Annotated in this window: 14 protein-coding genes and 2 tRNA genes; 9 read left to right on the top strand and 7 right to left on the bottom strand. The window is 68.6% G+C overall.

The window, feature by feature from the left end:
• The first annotated feature begins 8 nt into the window (after window positions 1–8).
• Window positions 9–97, top strand: a tRNA-Ser gene (locus tag AC0QSG_RS15270).
• Between the two features lie 53 nt (window positions 98–150).
• On the opposite strand, the gene AC0QSG_RS15265 is transcribed toward AC0QSG_RS15270, so the two are convergent.
• A complete protein-coding gene (locus AC0QSG_RS15265; protein WP_475376019.1) occupies window positions 151–1,191 on the bottom strand; it encodes a hypothetical protein in 1,041 nt (346 codons plus the stop codon).
• 78 nt (window positions 1,192–1,269) lie between these two features.
• Window positions 1,270–3,402 (bottom strand): RecQ family ATP-dependent DNA helicase, encoded by a 2,133-nt coding sequence (locus tag AC0QSG_RS15260; protein WP_475376018.1) that lies wholly within the window; start codon window positions 3,400–3,402, stop codon window positions 1,270–1,272.
• A 93-nt stretch (window positions 3,403–3,495) separates the two neighbouring features.
• Here AC0QSG_RS15260 and AC0QSG_RS15255 point away from each other — a divergent pair, with 93 nt between their 5' ends.
• From AC0QSG_RS15255 to AC0QSG_RS15240, 4 genes are all read left to right on the top strand, one after another.
• Window positions 3,496–4,911 carry a phosphomannomutase/phosphoglucomutase gene (locus tag AC0QSG_RS15255; protein ID WP_475376017.1) on the top strand — a complete coding sequence of 472 codons (1,416 nt, stop codon included), beginning with the start codon at window positions 3,496–3,498 and terminating at the stop codon, window positions 4,909–4,911.
• Window positions 4,908–5,408 carry a hypothetical protein gene (locus tag AC0QSG_RS15250; protein ID WP_475376016.1) on the top strand — a complete coding sequence of 167 codons (501 nt, stop codon included), beginning with the start codon at window positions 4,908–4,910 and terminating at the stop codon, window positions 5,406–5,408. The genes AC0QSG_RS15255 and AC0QSG_RS15250 overlap by 4 nt, the downstream gene beginning before the upstream one ends.
• A 90-nt stretch (window positions 5,409–5,498) precedes the next feature.
• Complete coding sequence (locus AC0QSG_RS15245; RefSeq protein ID WP_475376015.1) at window positions 5,499–5,948, top strand: RrF2 family transcriptional regulator; 450 nt, start codon at window positions 5,499–5,501, stop codon at window positions 5,946–5,948.
• Window positions 5,949–6,047: 99 nt separating this feature from the next.
• Entirely contained in the window at window positions 6,048–7,229 is a 1,182-nt protein-coding gene (locus AC0QSG_RS15240; RefSeq protein ID WP_475376014.1) for a globin domain-containing protein, read from the top strand.
• A gap of 85 nt (window positions 7,230–7,314) precedes the next feature.
• Here AC0QSG_RS15240 and AC0QSG_RS15235 read toward each other — a convergent pair whose 3' ends face one another.
• From AC0QSG_RS15235 to AC0QSG_RS15225, 3 genes are all read right to left on the bottom strand, one after another.
• Complete coding sequence (locus AC0QSG_RS15235; protein WP_475376013.1) at window positions 7,315–8,154, bottom strand: alpha/beta fold hydrolase; 840 nt, start codon at window positions 8,152–8,154, stop codon at window positions 7,315–7,317.
• Entirely contained in the window at window positions 8,151–8,678 is a 528-nt protein-coding gene (locus AC0QSG_RS15230) for a PadR family transcriptional regulator (RefSeq protein ID WP_475376012.1), read from the bottom strand. The genes AC0QSG_RS15235 and AC0QSG_RS15230 overlap by 4 nt, the downstream gene beginning before the upstream one ends.
• Before the next feature lie 116 nt (window positions 8,679–8,794).
• Window positions 8,795–10,633 carry a phosphoenolpyruvate carboxykinase (GTP) gene (locus AC0QSG_RS15225; RefSeq protein ID WP_475376011.1) on the bottom strand — a complete coding sequence of 613 codons (1,839 nt, stop codon included), beginning with the start codon at window positions 10,631–10,633 and terminating at the stop codon, window positions 8,795–8,797.
• A 297-nt stretch (window positions 10,634–10,930) separates the two neighbouring features.
• Between AC0QSG_RS15225 and AC0QSG_RS15220 the strand changes: the two genes are divergently transcribed.
• The 4 genes from AC0QSG_RS15220 (at window position 10,931) to AC0QSG_RS15205 (ending at window position 13,978) form a co-directional block, all read left to right on the top strand.
• A tRNA-Arg gene (locus AC0QSG_RS15220) sits at window positions 10,931–11,004 on the top strand.
• A 354-nt stretch (window positions 11,005–11,358) separates the two neighbouring features.
• The gene (locus AC0QSG_RS15215) at window positions 11,359–12,303 is read left to right on the top strand and encodes a metal ABC transporter substrate-binding protein (RefSeq protein WP_475376010.1); all 945 of its coding nucleotides are present in this window, start codon (window positions 11,359–11,361) and stop codon (window positions 12,301–12,303) included.
• Complete coding sequence (locus AC0QSG_RS15210) at window positions 12,300–13,043, top strand: metal ABC transporter ATP-binding protein (protein ID WP_475376009.1); 744 nt, start codon at window positions 12,300–12,302, stop codon at window positions 13,041–13,043. The genes AC0QSG_RS15215 and AC0QSG_RS15210 overlap by 4 nt, the downstream gene beginning before the upstream one ends.
• Window positions 13,040–13,978 carry a metal ABC transporter permease gene (locus AC0QSG_RS15205; protein ID WP_475376008.1) on the top strand — a complete coding sequence of 313 codons (939 nt, stop codon included), beginning with the start codon at window positions 13,040–13,042 and terminating at the stop codon, window positions 13,976–13,978. The genes AC0QSG_RS15210 and AC0QSG_RS15205 overlap by 4 nt, the downstream gene beginning before the upstream one ends.
• Here the strand turns inward: AC0QSG_RS15205 and AC0QSG_RS15200 are convergent.
• Both AC0QSG_RS15200 and AC0QSG_RS15195 read right to left on the bottom strand, forming a co-directional pair.
• Window positions 13,962–14,672 carry a metal-dependent transcriptional regulator gene (locus AC0QSG_RS15200; RefSeq protein WP_475376007.1) on the bottom strand — a complete coding sequence of 237 codons (711 nt, stop codon included), beginning with the start codon at window positions 14,670–14,672 and terminating at the stop codon, window positions 13,962–13,964. The two genes, AC0QSG_RS15205 and AC0QSG_RS15200, sit on opposite strands and share 17 nt — an antisense overlap.
• A 68-nt stretch (window positions 14,673–14,740) precedes the next feature.
• Window positions 14,741–15,265, bottom strand: coding sequence for a SixA phosphatase family protein (locus AC0QSG_RS15195; RefSeq protein WP_475376006.1), 525 nt, complete (start codon window positions 15,263–15,265; stop codon window positions 14,741–14,743).
• Between the last annotated feature and the right edge of the window lie 2 nt (window positions 15,266–15,267).

Raw genomic sequence — 15,267 nt, 5'->3', positions numbered from 1 at the left:
GACAGCATGGAGACGTGCCAGAGCGGCCGAATGGACTTCACTGCTAATGAAGGGTCGGGGTTAAACTCGACCGGGGGTTCAAATCCCCCCGTCTCCGCGGATCGACTCCCCCGGTTTTCCGGGGGAGTCGCTTTGTTTAAGCCGCAGGCGCTAGTGCCGACCGCCGAAGGCGGACAACAGCTTCACGACGACCCCGATCGGCAAACCGGTGTGCCGGTGGACTATCGCCGCGGCTTCGTCGGTGCGTCCGGCCCCCACGTGGTCGAGGAAGAATTGGCGGTCACCCCCCGGGAGGTCGGCGGCGCTGAAGCTCACGCGGCCGTCGGGGCCGTCCCCCTCGAAGCTGAAGTCGGACACGTTCTTCGAAGCGGCGCTGGCCGGCCCCTCGACCGGGGCGGATTCCAGCAGCCGCCGGATGGAGTCTTCCTCGAGCCCGGAGAACCTCGCCATCAGGGCGGCCGCGCCGGTGAAGTCGTGGTCGCGGATGAGCGACTGGAACTGGTCGTATTCGGCCGGGGGCAGCTCTTCGGTGCTGAACTCCCGCATGTTTCCGTCCACCTCGGCACTGATGCGGAAGGTGGACGTGGTCTGGCTGGACGAACTGCCGAACTGCTCCGTCCAGTCGTCGGGGATCGTCAGCGCATCGCCGCCGGGCGTGCGCGGATCGTCCGCGGTTGCGTCCGCCGTCGCGTCCGCCGGTTCGATGTCGTTCCGGTCTTCGGTGAAGGCGGGCTGATCCGTGCCGTCCGCCCGCTGCGCGCCGCCCGTCCCCTCCGAGGCATTCGTCGTCCCCGTGGCGTCCGCCACCGCCTCCTCGTTGGGAGGCGTCGACGGAGGCGCGGGATCCGTCGGTGCCGGTTGCGCGGCGTCACGCTGATCCACCGGAGACGCGGGAGCCCGGTGGACCTGGGGGTGGGTCTCCAGGCTGCGGATCGCGATGATGCTCTGCCTGATGCCCTGGCCCGTCGCGACCCGATAGGCCTGGACGGCGCCCCTGAAGTCGCCCGTCGCCAGTTTGCGGTAGACGGCCCGGTGCGATTCCGCGTCGAGCAGGGCGGCGGCGTCCGCCGCGGATTGCGGGCCGATCGCGGCTGCGACCTGGTCCGACGTGCGCCGGCGCGTGCGAGCAAGCCACCACCACCCGATCCCTAGGATCAGCAACGGCACCAGTACCCACAACAGAGTCTCCATGCCTTCGATTTTAGGGCCGGAAGGCGCCGGGCATAACCGCAGCGCCGTTTCCGCGTCCGGACCGCGGCCCTGCGTGGATCAGGCGCTAATCGCGAGCGCCAGCGGCAACACCTCGTCCGCGCCGGCCAGCCGCAACACGCGTGCCGCCTCCGTCATGGTCCATTTGCTGTCCACGTAGTCGTCGATGAGCAGCACGGGTCCGCGGACTTCGGCCAACCGCGCGGCCAGTTCCCCGGGCACGGCCATCTGGTCCCACACGGCAGCGAGGCGGAAGGCGCTGCTGCCGCCGGATTCCCCGCGTGGACCGCCGTGCGGGTACTCCAGCTCCCCCGCATAGGGAAGCTGTCCGATCCGCGCGATCCCTTCCGCGAAGGAACGCAGCAGAACGGGCCTGGTCCTCGACGGCATGCTCACCACCGCCACGGGGCGCTCGCGCCATCCCCACTGCGCCAGCACCTGCACGCACGCCCGCAGCATGGCGTCGTCGATCGGCTGGTCCCCCTCGCCACCGCCCGCGGAGGAGAACAGCGTGCGCAGCCGGCCTCCCCAGCCCAGGTCCGTGAGGCGCGCGAGCGCCCGCCCGGACGAGGCCTGCTCCTCCGGCTTGATCTTGCCCTTGAGCGGCACGCCCAAACGGTCCATGCCCCCGGGCCACATCAGGCGCGGCTCCAGCTCCACCCCGACGCGCCCCAACGCCGCCTGCGCGCTGTCGCGCGCGTCCTCGCCGATCGAATCCGCGTACCACGGCCCCGCGCAGTTGTCGCAGCGGCCGCAGGGTGCCGCATCGGGATCGTCCAGCGCGTGTGCCAGGAACTCCATGCGGCAGCCGGTCGAGTTCTCGTAGTCCAGCATCGAATTCTGTTCCGCGACGCGGGCCGCCGCCACCCGGCTGTAGCGTTCGGCGTCGTAGAACCATTCCTCCCCCGTCCGGGTCCAACCGCCCTGGACGCGTTCCACCGCGCCGTCGACGGCAAGCACCTTCAGGAGGAGTTCCAGCGGCGTGCGCCGGATGTTCACCCGCGCCTCCAGCGCGGGCACGGAGACGGCTCCACCCGCCGCCGCGAGCTCGGAGAGCACCGCGTGGGCACGCCGTTCGTCGGGCATCGACGCCGTCGCGAAGTAGCGCCAGATCTCCCGGTCCTCGCTGCCCGGGAGCAGCAGGACGTCGGCGTTGTCCGTGCCGCGGCCCGCGCGGCCCACCTGCTGGTAGTAGGCGACGGGGGAACTGGGCGCGCCGACATGGACCACGAATCCCAGGTCCGGCTTGTCGAATCCCATCCCGAGGGCGCTGGTGGCGACCAGCGCCTTCACCTGGTTGTCCTTGAGCGCCTGCTCGGAACCGGCCCGTTCCTCGGAGTCCGTCCGTCCGGTGTACGCGCGGACGTTGTGGCCGGCGTCGCGCAGCAGGCGGGTGATGTCCTCCGCGGCCGAGACGGTGAGGGTGTAGATGATGCCGCTGCCGGGCAGGTCTCCCAGGTGCGTCAACAGCCACGCCAGCTGCGATCGGGGGCTCGGCAACCGCAGCACGCCCAGGCGCAGCGACTTGCGCGCCAGCGGTCCGCGGAGCGTGAAGACGTCCGCCCCGCCCACCGCCAGCTGGTCCTGGACGTCGTGGACCACGCGTTCGTTTGCCGTGGCGGTGGTGGCCAACACGGGCACGGCGGAGGGAAGCGCGGTGATGAGGTCCTTGATGCGCCGGTAGTCGGGACGGAAGTCGTGGCCCCAGTCGGAGATGCAGTGTGCCTCGTCGATCACCAGCAGGCCCATGCGCCGGACGAGTTCCGGGAGCTGCTGCTCGCGGAAGACGGGGTTGTTGAGCCTCTCGGGCGACACCAGCAGGACGTCCACCTCGTCGGCGTCGAGCTTCGCCGTGATCTGGCCCCAGTCCAGGGCGTTGGCCGAGTTGATGGCCTCGGCCCGGACGCCGGCACGGGCGGCCGCGGCCACCTGGTCCCGCATCAGGGCAAGAAGCGGGCTGACGATCAGCGTAGGCCCCGCGCCGCGGGCGCGCAGCAACAGGCTCGCCACGAAATACACCGCGGACTTCCCCCAACCGGTGCGCTGCACCACCAGCGCACGCCGGCCGCCGTCGACCAGGGCCTCGATGGCCTCGAACTGTCCCTCGTGGAAAGCCGCGTCCCCGCGCCCCACCAGCCTCCGGAGGACCTCAGTCGCGCCGTCCCGCAATTCCATCGTCGCCGTGTCAACCATTCCCCCAGTATCCCAGCCCCATCCGACGCGTTGCCACGGGGACCCGGAATGTGGATAACGGCGACGCCGGTCCCCAGCGGCTAAGCTCGAACGGTGACCAACGAGATCGATCTTTCCCAGTCCTTCAAGGCCTACGACGTGCGCGGCCTCGTCGGCGACACCATCACCGCCGAGAGCGTCGAGGCCGTCGGCGCCGCGTTCGTGGACGTGCTGGGCCTGCACGGCGCCACCGTCCTGGTGGGCGGCGACATGCGCCCCTCCTCCCCGGAGTTCGCCGGAGCGTTCGCGCGCGGGGCGTCCTACCGCGGGGCCAATGTGCGCATGCTCGGGCTCATCTCCACGGACGAGCTCTACTTCGCGTGCGGCACCCTGGAGGCGGCCGGCGTCGTCTTCACCGCATCCCACAACCCCGCGGCCTACAACGGCATGAAGATGGCCAAGGCCGGCGCCGTCCCGGTGTCCTCCGACACCGGCCTCTACGAGATCCGCGACCTGGCCCAGACCTACCTGAACGAGGGCCTGCCGGTCTCCGGCGACGCGCCCGCCGGCGCCGTCGACACCGCCGACGTGCTCGCCGACTACGCTGCCTACCTGCGCTCGCTGGTGGACCTCTCCGGCATCCGCCCGCTGAAGGTCGTGGTCGACGCCGGCAACGGCATGGCCGGCATGACGACCCCCGCCGTCCTCGGGGACACGCTGCTGCCGGAATTGCCGCTGGAGATCGTTCCGCTGTACTTCGAGCTCGACGGAACCTTCCCGAACCACCCGGCGAACCCGCTGGAGCCGGAGAACCTCCGCGACCTGCAGGCCGCCGTCGTGCGCCACGGCGCCGACATCGGACTGGCGTTCGACGGCGACGCAGACCGCTGCTTCGTCATCGACGAAAAGGGCGCCCCCGTCTCCCCCTCCGCCGTCACGGCCCTCGTGGCCCGGCGCGAGATCGCCCGCGCCCGCGCCGGCGGCGAGGAGACCCCGGTGGTCATCCACAACCTCATCACCTCCCGCGCGGTCCCGGAACTGGTCCTGGCCGAAGGCGGCCGCCCCGTCGAGACCCGGGTCGGCCACTCGTTCATCAAGGCCGTCATGGCGAAGGAGTCCGCGGTGTTCGGCGGCGAGCACTCCGCCCACTACTACTTCCGCGACTTCTTCAACGCGGACACCGGCATGCTGGCGGCCATGCACGTCCTCGCGGCGCTCGGCGAACAGGACCGCCCGCTCGGCGACCTGGCCGCCGAATACGAACCGTACTTCTCCTCCGGGGAGATCAACTCGGAGGTCCACGACAAGGACGCCGCCGTCGCGCACGTCCTGGACGCCTGCCTGGGCCAGGACGTCACGGTCGCGTCCATGGACGGCACGACCGTCACCGCCATCGACGGCTCCTTCTGGTTCAACCTCCGCCCCTCCAACACCGAACCCTTCCTGCGCTACAACGGCGAGGCCAAGGACCCCGAAACCATGGAACGAATCCGCGACCAGGTACTCGACATCGTCAGGAGCAACGCATGAGCGACAACACCACGGACCCGACCGAGAACCCCACCGTCGAATTCAGCGAAGGCGCGCAGGTGGACCTGAACCGCATCCTGGGCACCGCGTTGGGCGTCGCCCGGGAACAGCTGGAGACCAACGGCGTGTTCCTCCCATTCGGCATCGGGCTCGAGGCCCCCGCCGAGGACTCCGACGCCGAGGGCGAGCTCCGCTTGCTGGCCGTCCAGCCGCCGGAGGACGATGAGGATCCCGAGGCGGACATCGACGCCGAGGCGATGATGGCGGACCTCGTGGAGCTGCTGGCGCAACAGCGCGACGCGTTCACCGCCGTCGCACTGGTTTCCGACGTCGTACTGGTCGAGGACCAGCGCGACGCCATCCACGCCAACGCGGAACACCGCCTCGGGGGCGCCGTCGCCGTCGTGCAGGCCTACACCCCGCCTGCCGGCGAGGACGGGGCATGGACCTTCGACGAGCCCGGCGCGGAACCCGGCGAGCAACTCGTCTGGGCGTAGGCCCCTCGACTTTCGCCACCCCGCGCCGCCCCGCGCCTTGCGCCGACGGGGGCGTGCGCACGTGGCGTCCGTACCTGTGACAATGGACGGGTGAAGCTCAATGCCTTCGGCGACGTCTGCCTGCGCACCCTCATGCTCTTGGGATCCCGTCCCGAGACGCAGCTGTCCAGCCGCGAGATCGCGGCCGCCATCAACGTGCCCTACCACCACGTCAGCAAGGCCGTGCTGGAACTACGCCGCCTCGGCGCGCTCGACGTCAGCCGCGGACGCACGGGCGGCGCGCGGATCAGCGCGGCGGGGCTCGCGCTCGGTGTCGGAGGACTGCTGCGTTCGTTGGACGACCAGCTCGACGTCGTCGGCTGCACCTCGGAAACGGCCGGGGACTGCCCGCTGCTAGCCGGCTGCCGCCTGCGCGGCGCGCTCAACCGCGCGCGAGAGGCCTTCTACGCCGAGCTCGACGGCCTGACGATCGAGTCCCTGACACGAGACAACACGATGATCAGGCTGCCGTTTCCCGCCGCGCCCGACCGGCTGCCCTAAGCACTGGCCGACCCCGACTTGCCATCCTTTTCTACGCGGTGTAGAACTGAGATATAAAGCTTGCATATCGAAGGCAAGTATTCTCTCCAAGGAGCACATATGCTGTCGGACACGTCGCGACCGGTCATCGAAGCCACCCTGCCGATCATCGCCGAACGGATTGGCGAGATCACCAAGAAGTTCTACGCGGGACTGTTCGCCGAGCACCCCGGGCTCCTGGACGGCACCTTCAGCCGGGCCAACCAGCGCAACGGATCGCAGCAGAAGGCCCTGGCGGGTGCGATCGCGGCGTTCGCCTCGCACTTGCTGCGGAATCCGGACACGCTCCCGGAGGCCGTGCTTGCGCGGATCGCCCACAAGCACGCTTCTCTGGGGATCGTCGAGGAGCAGTACCCGGTGGTCTATGAGCACCTGTTCGCCGCCATCGCCGACGACTTGGGCGAGGCCGTGACGCCCGCGGTCGCCGCCGCCTGGTCCGAGGTCTACTGGCTGATGGCCGACGCCCTGATCAAGATCGAGAAGGGCCTCTACTCCCGGCAGGCGAACGGCGAGATGTGGACCCCCTGGTCCCTGGTGTCCCGCGAACCGGCCGGCACGGGATCCGTGACCTTCCGCTTCGCGCCGGCAGACGGAACGCCGGTCACGGTCGCCGAACCGGGGCAGTACGTGTCCATCCGCATCGCGGTCGAAGACGGTCTCCGCCAGTGCCGGCAGTACTCCCTGTCGGACGCCGTGGCGTCCACCACCGAGCGCGTGTTCACGACGAAGCTGGACGGCGACGGCGAGGTCTCGCCGTTCCTCCACAACAACCTGCGCGTCGGCGACGTCGTCGAACTGTCCAACCCCTACGGAGACATCACCATCGATGCGACCTCCGACGCGCCGATCGTCCTGGCCACGGCGGGAATCGGCTGCACGCCCAGCGCATCGGCACTCCAGTCGCTCGCCGACGGTTCGTCGCAGCGCCGCATCCTGGTTCTGCACGCCGAGCAGAACGCGGAAAGCTGGGCCCTGCGCGAGCAGATGCTCGGATCCGTCGACAGCCTGCCCAACGCGGAACTGCGCCTGTGGCTCGAGACCCAGGATCCCACGGGCGGGATCGGGTCCACCCCAGGCCTCATGGACCTCTCCACCGTAGATTTCCCCGAGGGCGCGTTCCTGTACCTGTGCGGCCCGCTACCCTTCATGCGCGCCATCCGTTCCCAGGCGATCGCCGGCGGCGTTCCCGCCGAGCGCATCCACTACGAGGTCTTCGGGCCGGACCTCTGGCTCGCGGCCTAACCACCCCACCCCCGAAGTGGACATTTCCGCGGCTAACAAAGCGAGGAAATGTCCACTTCCGGTGGTGGGTTGGGCGGGTGGTGGGTTAGGCCGGGGGCATGCCCAGCCGGTGATGCGGCTCGCCGCGCTCCACCCACGATCGCACCATGGCGTTGAAGAGGAGCGGATCCTCGATGCTCCACTGGTGGTGCATCCCCGGGGCAACGCGGAAGACGGCCTGCGGCAGCGCCTCGCCGAGATCGGCGAAGGACCGGCGGATCACCGGCGGCTCCTTGGCCCCGGCCACCGCCAGCAGCGGTCCCGTGTAGGCGCGCAGACCGTCGGGCAGGCCGCCCGCGTAGACCTCGTCCATGATCAGCCGCGCGTTCTCCGGCCGGATGCTGACGCCGTGGTCGGTGAACAGCTGGCGGTCGTGCGGCGGAATGCCGAACGCCCCCGCCTGGAAGCGCCAGAACCATTCCCGTCCCCACAGCCGGATCTGCAGCCGCGCCAACTGCCGCGTCGCGCCGTCGATCCCCCGGACGGGAACACCGGAGACCAGCGCGCTCGTCACCAGCTCCGGATGGCGCGCCAGGAGCCGCAGGGCCACCACCCCGCCGAGCGAGAGTCCGACGACGTGCACGCCGCCCTCCTCGACGGCGTCGGCGACAAAGGCCGCGACGTCGTCCGCCGCGCTGTCCAGGCCTTCCCATTCCTCGCCGGAGCGTGCGCCGAACCCGGGAAGGTGCGGCGTGAAGCTGCGGTATTCGGGGAACCCCTTGACCTGCGCATCCCACATCCAGTTGGCCACGTTTCCGCCATGCAGGAAAAGCAGGGTCCGCGGCGCGCGACCGTCGGCGCGGGGCCGGATGGGCTCGTGCGTTTCCGGGTACGACGCCGGATCTGGCCGCCCGGCGGGCGCCACCGCCCGCGAATGCCCGTTCACGGCAACCGCCCTTCCACGGCGTCCAGCCATTCGAGCTCGGCCTCCACGTGGCGGATGCCGTTGTCGAGGGTCGCGGCCATCAGGAAGGCGCGGCGCTCCGTTTCGGCCGCGGCACCGATCTCCTCGCGTTGCATCCGGTACTCCCCCAGCAGGGTCAGGGATTCGGACCTGCGCGCCGCGAACAGCCCCAGGACGGCGTCGCGGTCGAGTTCACCGGCGAAGAAGACGCGCCCCAGGAAGGCCTCGCGCCCGGGCTGCGCGTCGAGTGGCGCCTGGAGCCACTCCTGTAGCGTCCTGCGTCCCGCGGCCGTGATGTGGTGCTCCTGTCGATCCGGGTAGTTTTCCTGACGAATGGTCTTGACCGTCGCCATGCCGTCGCGGACCAGATGCGCCAGCGTGCGGTAGATCTGCGCTTTGTCGGCGTTCCAGAAGTGGTTGATGCTCGAGTCGAAATGCTTCTTTAGGTCGTAACCGGTCATGGGGGCGAGGCTCAACAGCCCCAGGATCAACCGCGCGAGAATCATGGATACATCGTGCCAGCACCATAGGTGCATTGTCATCTATGGTGCCGCGGACCGGCCCCGGACGCGCGGAAGGGCGCGCCCGAACCCGGGCGCGCCCTTCCGCCAACAGGCGGCCGTTAGACCGCCAGGCGTTCCTTCAGGCCAGCCAGCTCGTCCTGCAGGGACTTCGGGAGCGACTCGCCGAAGTTCGCGTACCACTCCTCGATGGAGGCGAGCTCCGCCTTCCACTCCTCCGGATCGACGTTCACGGCGACCTCGACGTCGGCCGGGGTGAAGTCCTCCAGTCCGGTCAGGTCCAGGGACTCGCCGGTGGGCACGTAGCCGATCGGCGTCTCCCTCGCGTCCGCCTTGCCCTCGATGCGCTCGATCGCCCACTTCAGGACGCGCGAGTTGTCGCCGAACCCGGGCCAGGCGAATCCGCCCCCCGGGGTGCGGCGGAACCAGTTCACCAAGAAGATCCGCGGACGGCGCTCGGGGTTGGTCTTGGCCGCGATGGAGTCCCAGTGGTTCAGGTAGTCCCCGGCGTCGTAGCCGATGAACGGAAGCATCGCCATCGGATCGCGCCGCAGCACGCCCACGGCGCCGGAGGCGGCCGCGGTGGTCTCCGAGGAGAGGGTGGAACCCATGAAGATGCCGTTGGTCCAGGAACGCGCCTCGGTCACCAGCGGGATCGTGGTCTTGCGGCGGCCGCCGAAGAGGATCGCGTGGATTTCGACGCCGTTCGGGCTGTAGTACTCCTGCGCCAGCATGTCGATCTGGTCGATCGGCGTGCAGAAGCGGGAGTTCGGGTGCGCCGCCGGCTTGCCCGAGTCCGGGGTCCACTCGTTGCCCTGCCAGTCGGTCAGGTGCGCGGGGGTCTCATCCGTCATGCCCTCCCACCAGACACCGCCGTCGTCCGTCAGCGCGACGTTCGTGAAGATGGAATTGCCCTTGGTGATGGCGCGCATGGCGTTGGGGTTCGTGCCCCAGCCGGTGCCGGGCGCGACGCCGAACAGGCCGTATTCGGGGTTGACGCCGCGGAGTTCGCCGTCCTTGCCGATCCGCATCCAGTTGATGTCGTCGCCAAGCGTCTCCGCCTTCCACCCGTCGATGGTCGGGTCGAGCAGCGCGAGGTTGGTCTTGCCGCACGCGGACGGGAAGGCGGCCGCGACGTTGTACGCCTTGCCTTCGGGGCTTGTGAGCTTGAGGATCAGCATGTGCTCGGCGAGCCAGCCCTCGTCGCGGGCCATGACGGAGGCGATCCGCAGGGCGTAGCACTTCTTGCCGAGGAGGGCGTTGCCGCCGTACCCCGAGCCGTAGGACCAGATGGAGCGCTCCTCGGGGAAGTGCACGATCCACTTCTCCTCATTGCACGGCCAGGCGACGTCGTCCTCGCCGGGCGCGAGCGGCGCTCCCACGGAGTGCAGCGCGGGGACGAAGAACGCCTCCTCGGCCTCCATCTTGCGTAGGACGTCGGTGCCGATGCGCGCCATGATGCGCATCGAGGCCACGACGTACGCGGAGTCGGTGATCTCCACGCCATACTTCGGCTCGTCGGCGTCGAGGGGGCCCATGACGAACGGGATCACGTACATGGTGCGCCCGCGCATCGATCCGGTGAAGATGGAGGTCAACTTGGACTTCATCTCGGCCGGGTCCATCCAGTTGTTGGTGAAGCCGGCGTCCCGCCGGTTCTCCGAGCAGATGAACGTCTGCTCCTCGACGCGCGCGACGTCCTTGGGATCGGAGAACGCCGCGAAGGAATTGGGGAACAGCTCGTCGTTGAGCCGCACAAAGGTTCCCGCTTCGACCAGTTGGGAGGTCAGGCGCGCGTTCTCCTCAGCGCTGCCGTCGACCCAATAGACGTTCTGCGGCTGGGTCAGCTCGGCAACTTCCGCAACCCATGCGGCAAGCTCGGCGTGGGTCGTGGGCGCGGCCCCGTTTTCAAGGACCTGCTGGTCGGAGCTCTCGCTCATATCCGTTCCCTCCATTGGGCTGAATAGGTGTTATTGATGCTAGATCTCCGCGCTGGGGGTGGTTTGTGACCAAGGTCGCCACCGGCGCCCTTCGATCCGAGCACAACCGCGCCATTTCGGGCTTTTCGGCGGTACTAGCACCCTTTAGTGTGACAAAGGTCACGTAGACCGGTCTAGTCACACTTCCTCACGCAACCCGCGGACGCACGCTCGGGGACCCCGCCATTGGCCCAAGTTTGCACCTCCCTGAAGAGTCTGTATAGTTGTTCGAGGTCAACGGCGCGAGTCACGGACCGAGCGCCCATAGCTCAGCTGGATAGAGCGTCTGTCTACGGAACAGAAGGTCAGGGGTTCGAATCCCTTTGGGCGCACATTAAGAGGAGCCGCGAGAAATCGCGGCTCCTCTATTGTTTAACCACGGTCGGGATCCGCCGACGATCTAGCGGCAGCGGAAATCCTGCGCTGGGACAGGCCCTGGCGTCGCACCCCGAAGCCCCGGGGGCGACGGTGGCGGCGCGACCTCAGGCAGTTGGCGGCGCCGCATGCGTTTCCATGGACTCCAGCATCACCACTACGGAATGGCAACGCTGAAAACTACGCCATGCCGAACAATCGAGTTATGCTGGGTCGCAGGGATGGCAACCCGAACGCCGCGGCCACGATCCGGGCCCACCGCGGGAGGGCGCGCCTGACTCGTCCCGCCATCGGCATAAAAGGAAGAACCCATGACACTGTCGTCAAGCTCTCTCGTCCGCCGTCTCGCAGCGATTTCCGCGGTCCCGGCACTGGCGGTTTCCCTTGCCTCGTGCGGGGGCACGGGAATGGATGCGGCCGCCGACGACGCTGGCCGGCCCGTGGTGCTCACCACGTTCACCGTTCTCGCCGACATCGCGGAGAACGTGGCGGGCGACAACCTCCGGGTGGAGTCGATCACCAAGGTCGGAGCCGAAATCCACGGATACGAACCCACCCCTGGCGATATCCGCAAGGCGTCCCAGGCGGATCTCATCCTCGACAACGGCATGAACCTGGAGGCCTGGTTCGCCCAGTTCGTCCAGGATCTGGATGTCCCGCACGTGGTCGTCAGCGAGGGTGTCGAGGCGATCGGCATCACGGAGGACGCCTACGCCGGCATGCCCAACCCGCACGCGTGGATGGGCCCGATGAATGTGCAGGTCTATGTCGACAACATGGTCGAGGCGTTCAGCGAGCTCGACCCGGCCAACGCCGGCGACTACCGGGCGAACGGCAATGCCTACAAGGCCGAACTGCAGGCCGTGCAGGACGAGCTCGTCGACAGCCTCGCCCCCTTGCCCAAGAACGAACGAGCGCTGGTCACCTGCGAGGGGGCTTTCTCCTATCTTGCCCGGGACTCGGGCCTCACGGAGAGGTACATCTGGGCCGTCAACGCCGAGCAGCAAGCCACTCCGCAGCAGATCGCCTCCGCGATCGAGTTCGTGCGCGAGAACCGGATCAAGGCCGTGTTCTGCGAGTCCACCGTGTCCGATGCGCCCATGCGACAGGTCGTCGAGGCCACCGACGCGAACTTCGGCGGCACGCTCTACGTCGACTCCCTCTCCAGGGCCGACGGACCGGTGCCCACATACCTCGACCTGATCAGGCACGACACAGCCGTGATCGTCGACGCACTCACCGGGAAGAACCCATGACCACACCAGCCATCCAGATCGAGCACGTCACCGTGCACTACGGAGAGGTGCTGGCCCTCGACGACGCGACCATAAGCATCGATTCCGGCCGGGTGTGCGGCCTGATCGGCATGAACGGGTCCGGGAAATCGACGCTGTTCAAGACGATCATGGGCATGGTCCGTCCCGACCGTGGCACGGTTCGCATCGACGGCGCCAGTCCGTCGAGTGCGCGCAGATCCGGCGCCGTGGGGTATGTGCCCCAAAGCGAGGACGTCGACTGGGCGTTCCCCCTGTCCGTGCGGGACGTCGTGACAATGGGCCGCTACGGCCACATGGGCTTCACCCGGCGCGCGAAGAAGACCGACAACGACGCCGTGGACCACGCGCTCGAGAGGGTCGGGCTCACCGAGTATGCGAGCCGGCAGATCGGGCAGCTCTCCGGCGGGCAGAGGAAGCGCGCGTTCGTGGGGCGCGGCATCGCCCAGGGAGCCACCGTCCTACTCTTGGACGAGCCGTTCGCCGGCGTGGACAAGCGATCCGAGGCCACCATCGTCGGTCTCCTCCGCGAACTCGCCGACGGCGGCGCGACCATCCTGGTCTCGACGCACGACCTGCATGCCCTCCCGGACTTGGCGGACGAGGCGGTCCTCCTCATGCGCCGCGTGCTCATGCACGGTGACCCGCGAGAGGTCCTCCAACCGCATAACCTCGCCCAGGCTTTCGGCCTGGACGTCCTCAAACGGGGAGGCGCCGCATGAACCCCCTAGACTTCCTCGTCGAACCGCTCGGCTACGACTTCATGGTCCGCGCCCTCGCAACCACGTTGATCGCCTCGATCGTGTGTGCCGTGCTGTCCTGTTGGCTCGTGCTCATCGGATGGTCGCTGATGGGAGACGCCGTTTCCCACGCCGTTCTACCCGGCGTCGTGCTGGCCCACATCGTCGGCGCTCCGTTCGCGCTGGGCGCGGTCGTCTTCGGGTTCCTCGCCGTCGCACTCATCGGCGCGGTCCGGGACACCAGCCGCGTCAAGGAGGACGCCGCCATCGGCATCGTCTTCACGGTCCTGTTCGCCCTCGGACTGGTGCTGATCTCCGTCACGCCCTCGCAAACCGACCTGAACCACATCATTTTCGGCAACCTGCTCGGCGTCTCGTGGTCCGACCTGGCCCAAATCGCCGCCCTCGGCGCGGTGACCTTTGGCGTCCTGGTCGCCAAGCGGCGCGACTTCACCCTGTTTGCCTTCGACAGGACGCACGCGCATGCCCTCGGGCTGAACCCGAGGATTCTGGGCGCAGCCCTCCTCGGGCTGCTCGCCCTCACCGCCGTGGTGGCCCTGCAGGCCGTCGGGGTGATCCTGGTGGTTGCGATGCTCATCATCCCCGGCGCCACCGCGTATCTGCTCACGGACCGCTTCAGCCGCATGCTGCTCCTCGCTCCCGCGATCTCCGCGGTCTGCGCGGTCGCCGGCCTCTACCTGAGCTACTACCTGGACACCGCGTCCGGCGGAATGGTCGTCCTCGCCCAAGGGGCCGCGTTCCTACTCGCGTACCTTTTCGGCCCCAGGCACGGGCTCATTGCCACCAGGGTCCTCACCGGAAGACGACGCCGGCAGCTCCCCGCCCCCGGCATCGTCCGGGACTGGCGCGAGTCGCCGTCGGGGCCGGGCGCCGACGAGGTCACGCGGGCGGGTTAGCGGCTACCCCCGGGGCGTCCCCCGCGGCCGACACGTACAGCGCGTCGGTGGCGGCACTGCCCAGCGGCACGGGAGAGTCCGCCCCGGCCACGTGAACGTCCAAAACGCCGGAGAACGGAGCGCCTTGGCTCACCACCAATTCCGCACCGACAACCACACCATGCTCTTGGAAGAACTGCAGGAGCGCCGGGTCGTCGTCCGAAATGCGCTCCACCACGACCCGCGCTCCGGCAGCCACGGCCGTCAACTGCACCGCGTCCGGAATCACCACGGTGCCGTCCGCGGACGGGATCGGATCCCCGTGCGGATCGCGACTGGGAAAGTCGAGCAGCCTGTCGATGCGGTCCACCATGAAGTCGGAAACCGCATGCTCCAGGTTGTCCGCCTCGTCGTGGACCTGGTCCCATGAATAGCCGAGAACGCCCACCAGGAAGGATTCGAGCAACCGGTGGCGACGCACCATCGCCAACGCATGCGCCCGCCCCGCGTCCGTGAACTCCACAGCGCCGTAGGGCGCGTGGCTCAGGAGTCCCTGCGCGGACAGCTTGCGCACGGCGTCCGACACGGACGACAGCTTCAGTCCGGTCTTCTCCGCGATCAACGTCGGAGTGACGGCTGCGGAAGACCATTCCGACAGTCCCCACACCGCCTTCAGGTAGTTCTGGGTACTCGACGACAGCTCAGAGACGGACATGGCTCCAGCCTATCGCCGCACTTTCGACGTCGCCATGCCGAAGTTCAGGGTTCGCTCCTGCCCGAGGCTCAGGGCCGCGGCACCACGAAATGCGTGACGCGGGCATCGCGGCCGTCCAGCTCGGCCCAGGGCTTCGTGATCTCCATGGCCGTGAGCCCCAGCGTGGGGTAGCGGGTGGCCATCTCCATGACGTCTTCCTCGGAGGAATCGACCGAAGCCAACCGCATGGACAGGTCCTGGACGGTCGGCAGGTGGCCGATCACCAGCAGCGTTCCCACCGTCTCCGGCGTCTCGTTGATGATCGAGAGCAGCGCCGTGGAATCGGCGCCGTAGACGCGGCTGTCCAGGTACGGCGTCGGGCCCTTCGCGCCCAGCTCGCTGCCGACCCACGCGCAGGTGGAGCGTGCACGCAGCGCGTCGGAGCACACGATGTAGTCCGGGACCATCCCGTTTTCCACCATCCACCGTCCCGCCAGGGGCGCCTCGCGCTCGCCGCGGGATCCCAGCGGGCGGTCGTGGTCCTGGACGCCGAAGGGGTAGTCCGACTTCGCGTGCCGCAGGACCAGCAGACGCTTGATGTGGTGGTCGCTCATGG

Source organism: Arthrobacter sp. LT660 (genome assembly GCF_056172845.1).
Note: the sequence above shows the minus strand (reverse complement) of the source record. Positions and strands in the feature narration are given on the sequence as shown.

What these genes read in the sequence shown, in the direction of transcription:
- AC0QSG_RS15265 (WP_475376019.1), bottom strand. Translation starts at nt 1,191, where the DNA reads ATGGAGACTCTGTTGTGGGTACTGGTGCCGTTGCTGATCCTAGGGATC.
- AC0QSG_RS15260 (WP_475376018.1), bottom strand. Translation starts at nt 3,402, where the DNA reads ATGGTTGACACGGCGACGATGGAATTGCGGGACGGCGCGACTGAGGTC.
- AC0QSG_RS15250 (WP_475376016.1), top strand. Translation starts at nt 4,908, where the DNA reads ATGAGCGACAACACCACGGACCCGACCGAGAACCCCACCGTCGAATTC.
- AC0QSG_RS15240 (WP_475376014.1), top strand. Translation starts at nt 6,048, where the DNA reads ATGCTGTCGGACACGTCGCGACCGGTCATCGAAGCCACCCTGCCGATC.
- AC0QSG_RS15230 (WP_475376012.1), bottom strand. Translation starts at nt 8,678, where the DNA reads ATGATTCTCGCGCGGTTGATCCTGGGGCTGTTGAGCCTCGCCCCCATG.
- AC0QSG_RS15225 (WP_475376011.1), bottom strand. Translation starts at nt 10,633, where the DNA reads ATGAGCGAGAGCTCCGACCAGCAGGTCCTTGAAAACGGGGCCGCGCCC.
- AC0QSG_RS15215 (WP_475376010.1), top strand. Translation starts at nt 11,359, where the DNA reads ATGACACTGTCGTCAAGCTCTCTCGTCCGCCGTCTCGCAGCGATTTCC.
- AC0QSG_RS15210 (WP_475376009.1), top strand. Translation starts at nt 12,300, where the DNA reads ATGACCACACCAGCCATCCAGATCGAGCACGTCACCGTGCACTACGGA.
- AC0QSG_RS15205 (WP_475376008.1), top strand. Translation starts at nt 13,040, where the DNA reads ATGAACCCCCTAGACTTCCTCGTCGAACCGCTCGGCTACGACTTCATG.
- AC0QSG_RS15200 (WP_475376007.1), bottom strand. Translation starts at nt 14,672, where the DNA reads ATGTCCGTCTCTGAGCTGTCGTCGAGTACCCAGAACTACCTGAAGGCG.
- AC0QSG_RS15195 (WP_475376006.1), bottom strand. Translation starts at nt 15,265, where the DNA reads ATGAGCGACCACCACATCAAGCGTCTGCTGGTCCTGCGGCACGCGAAG.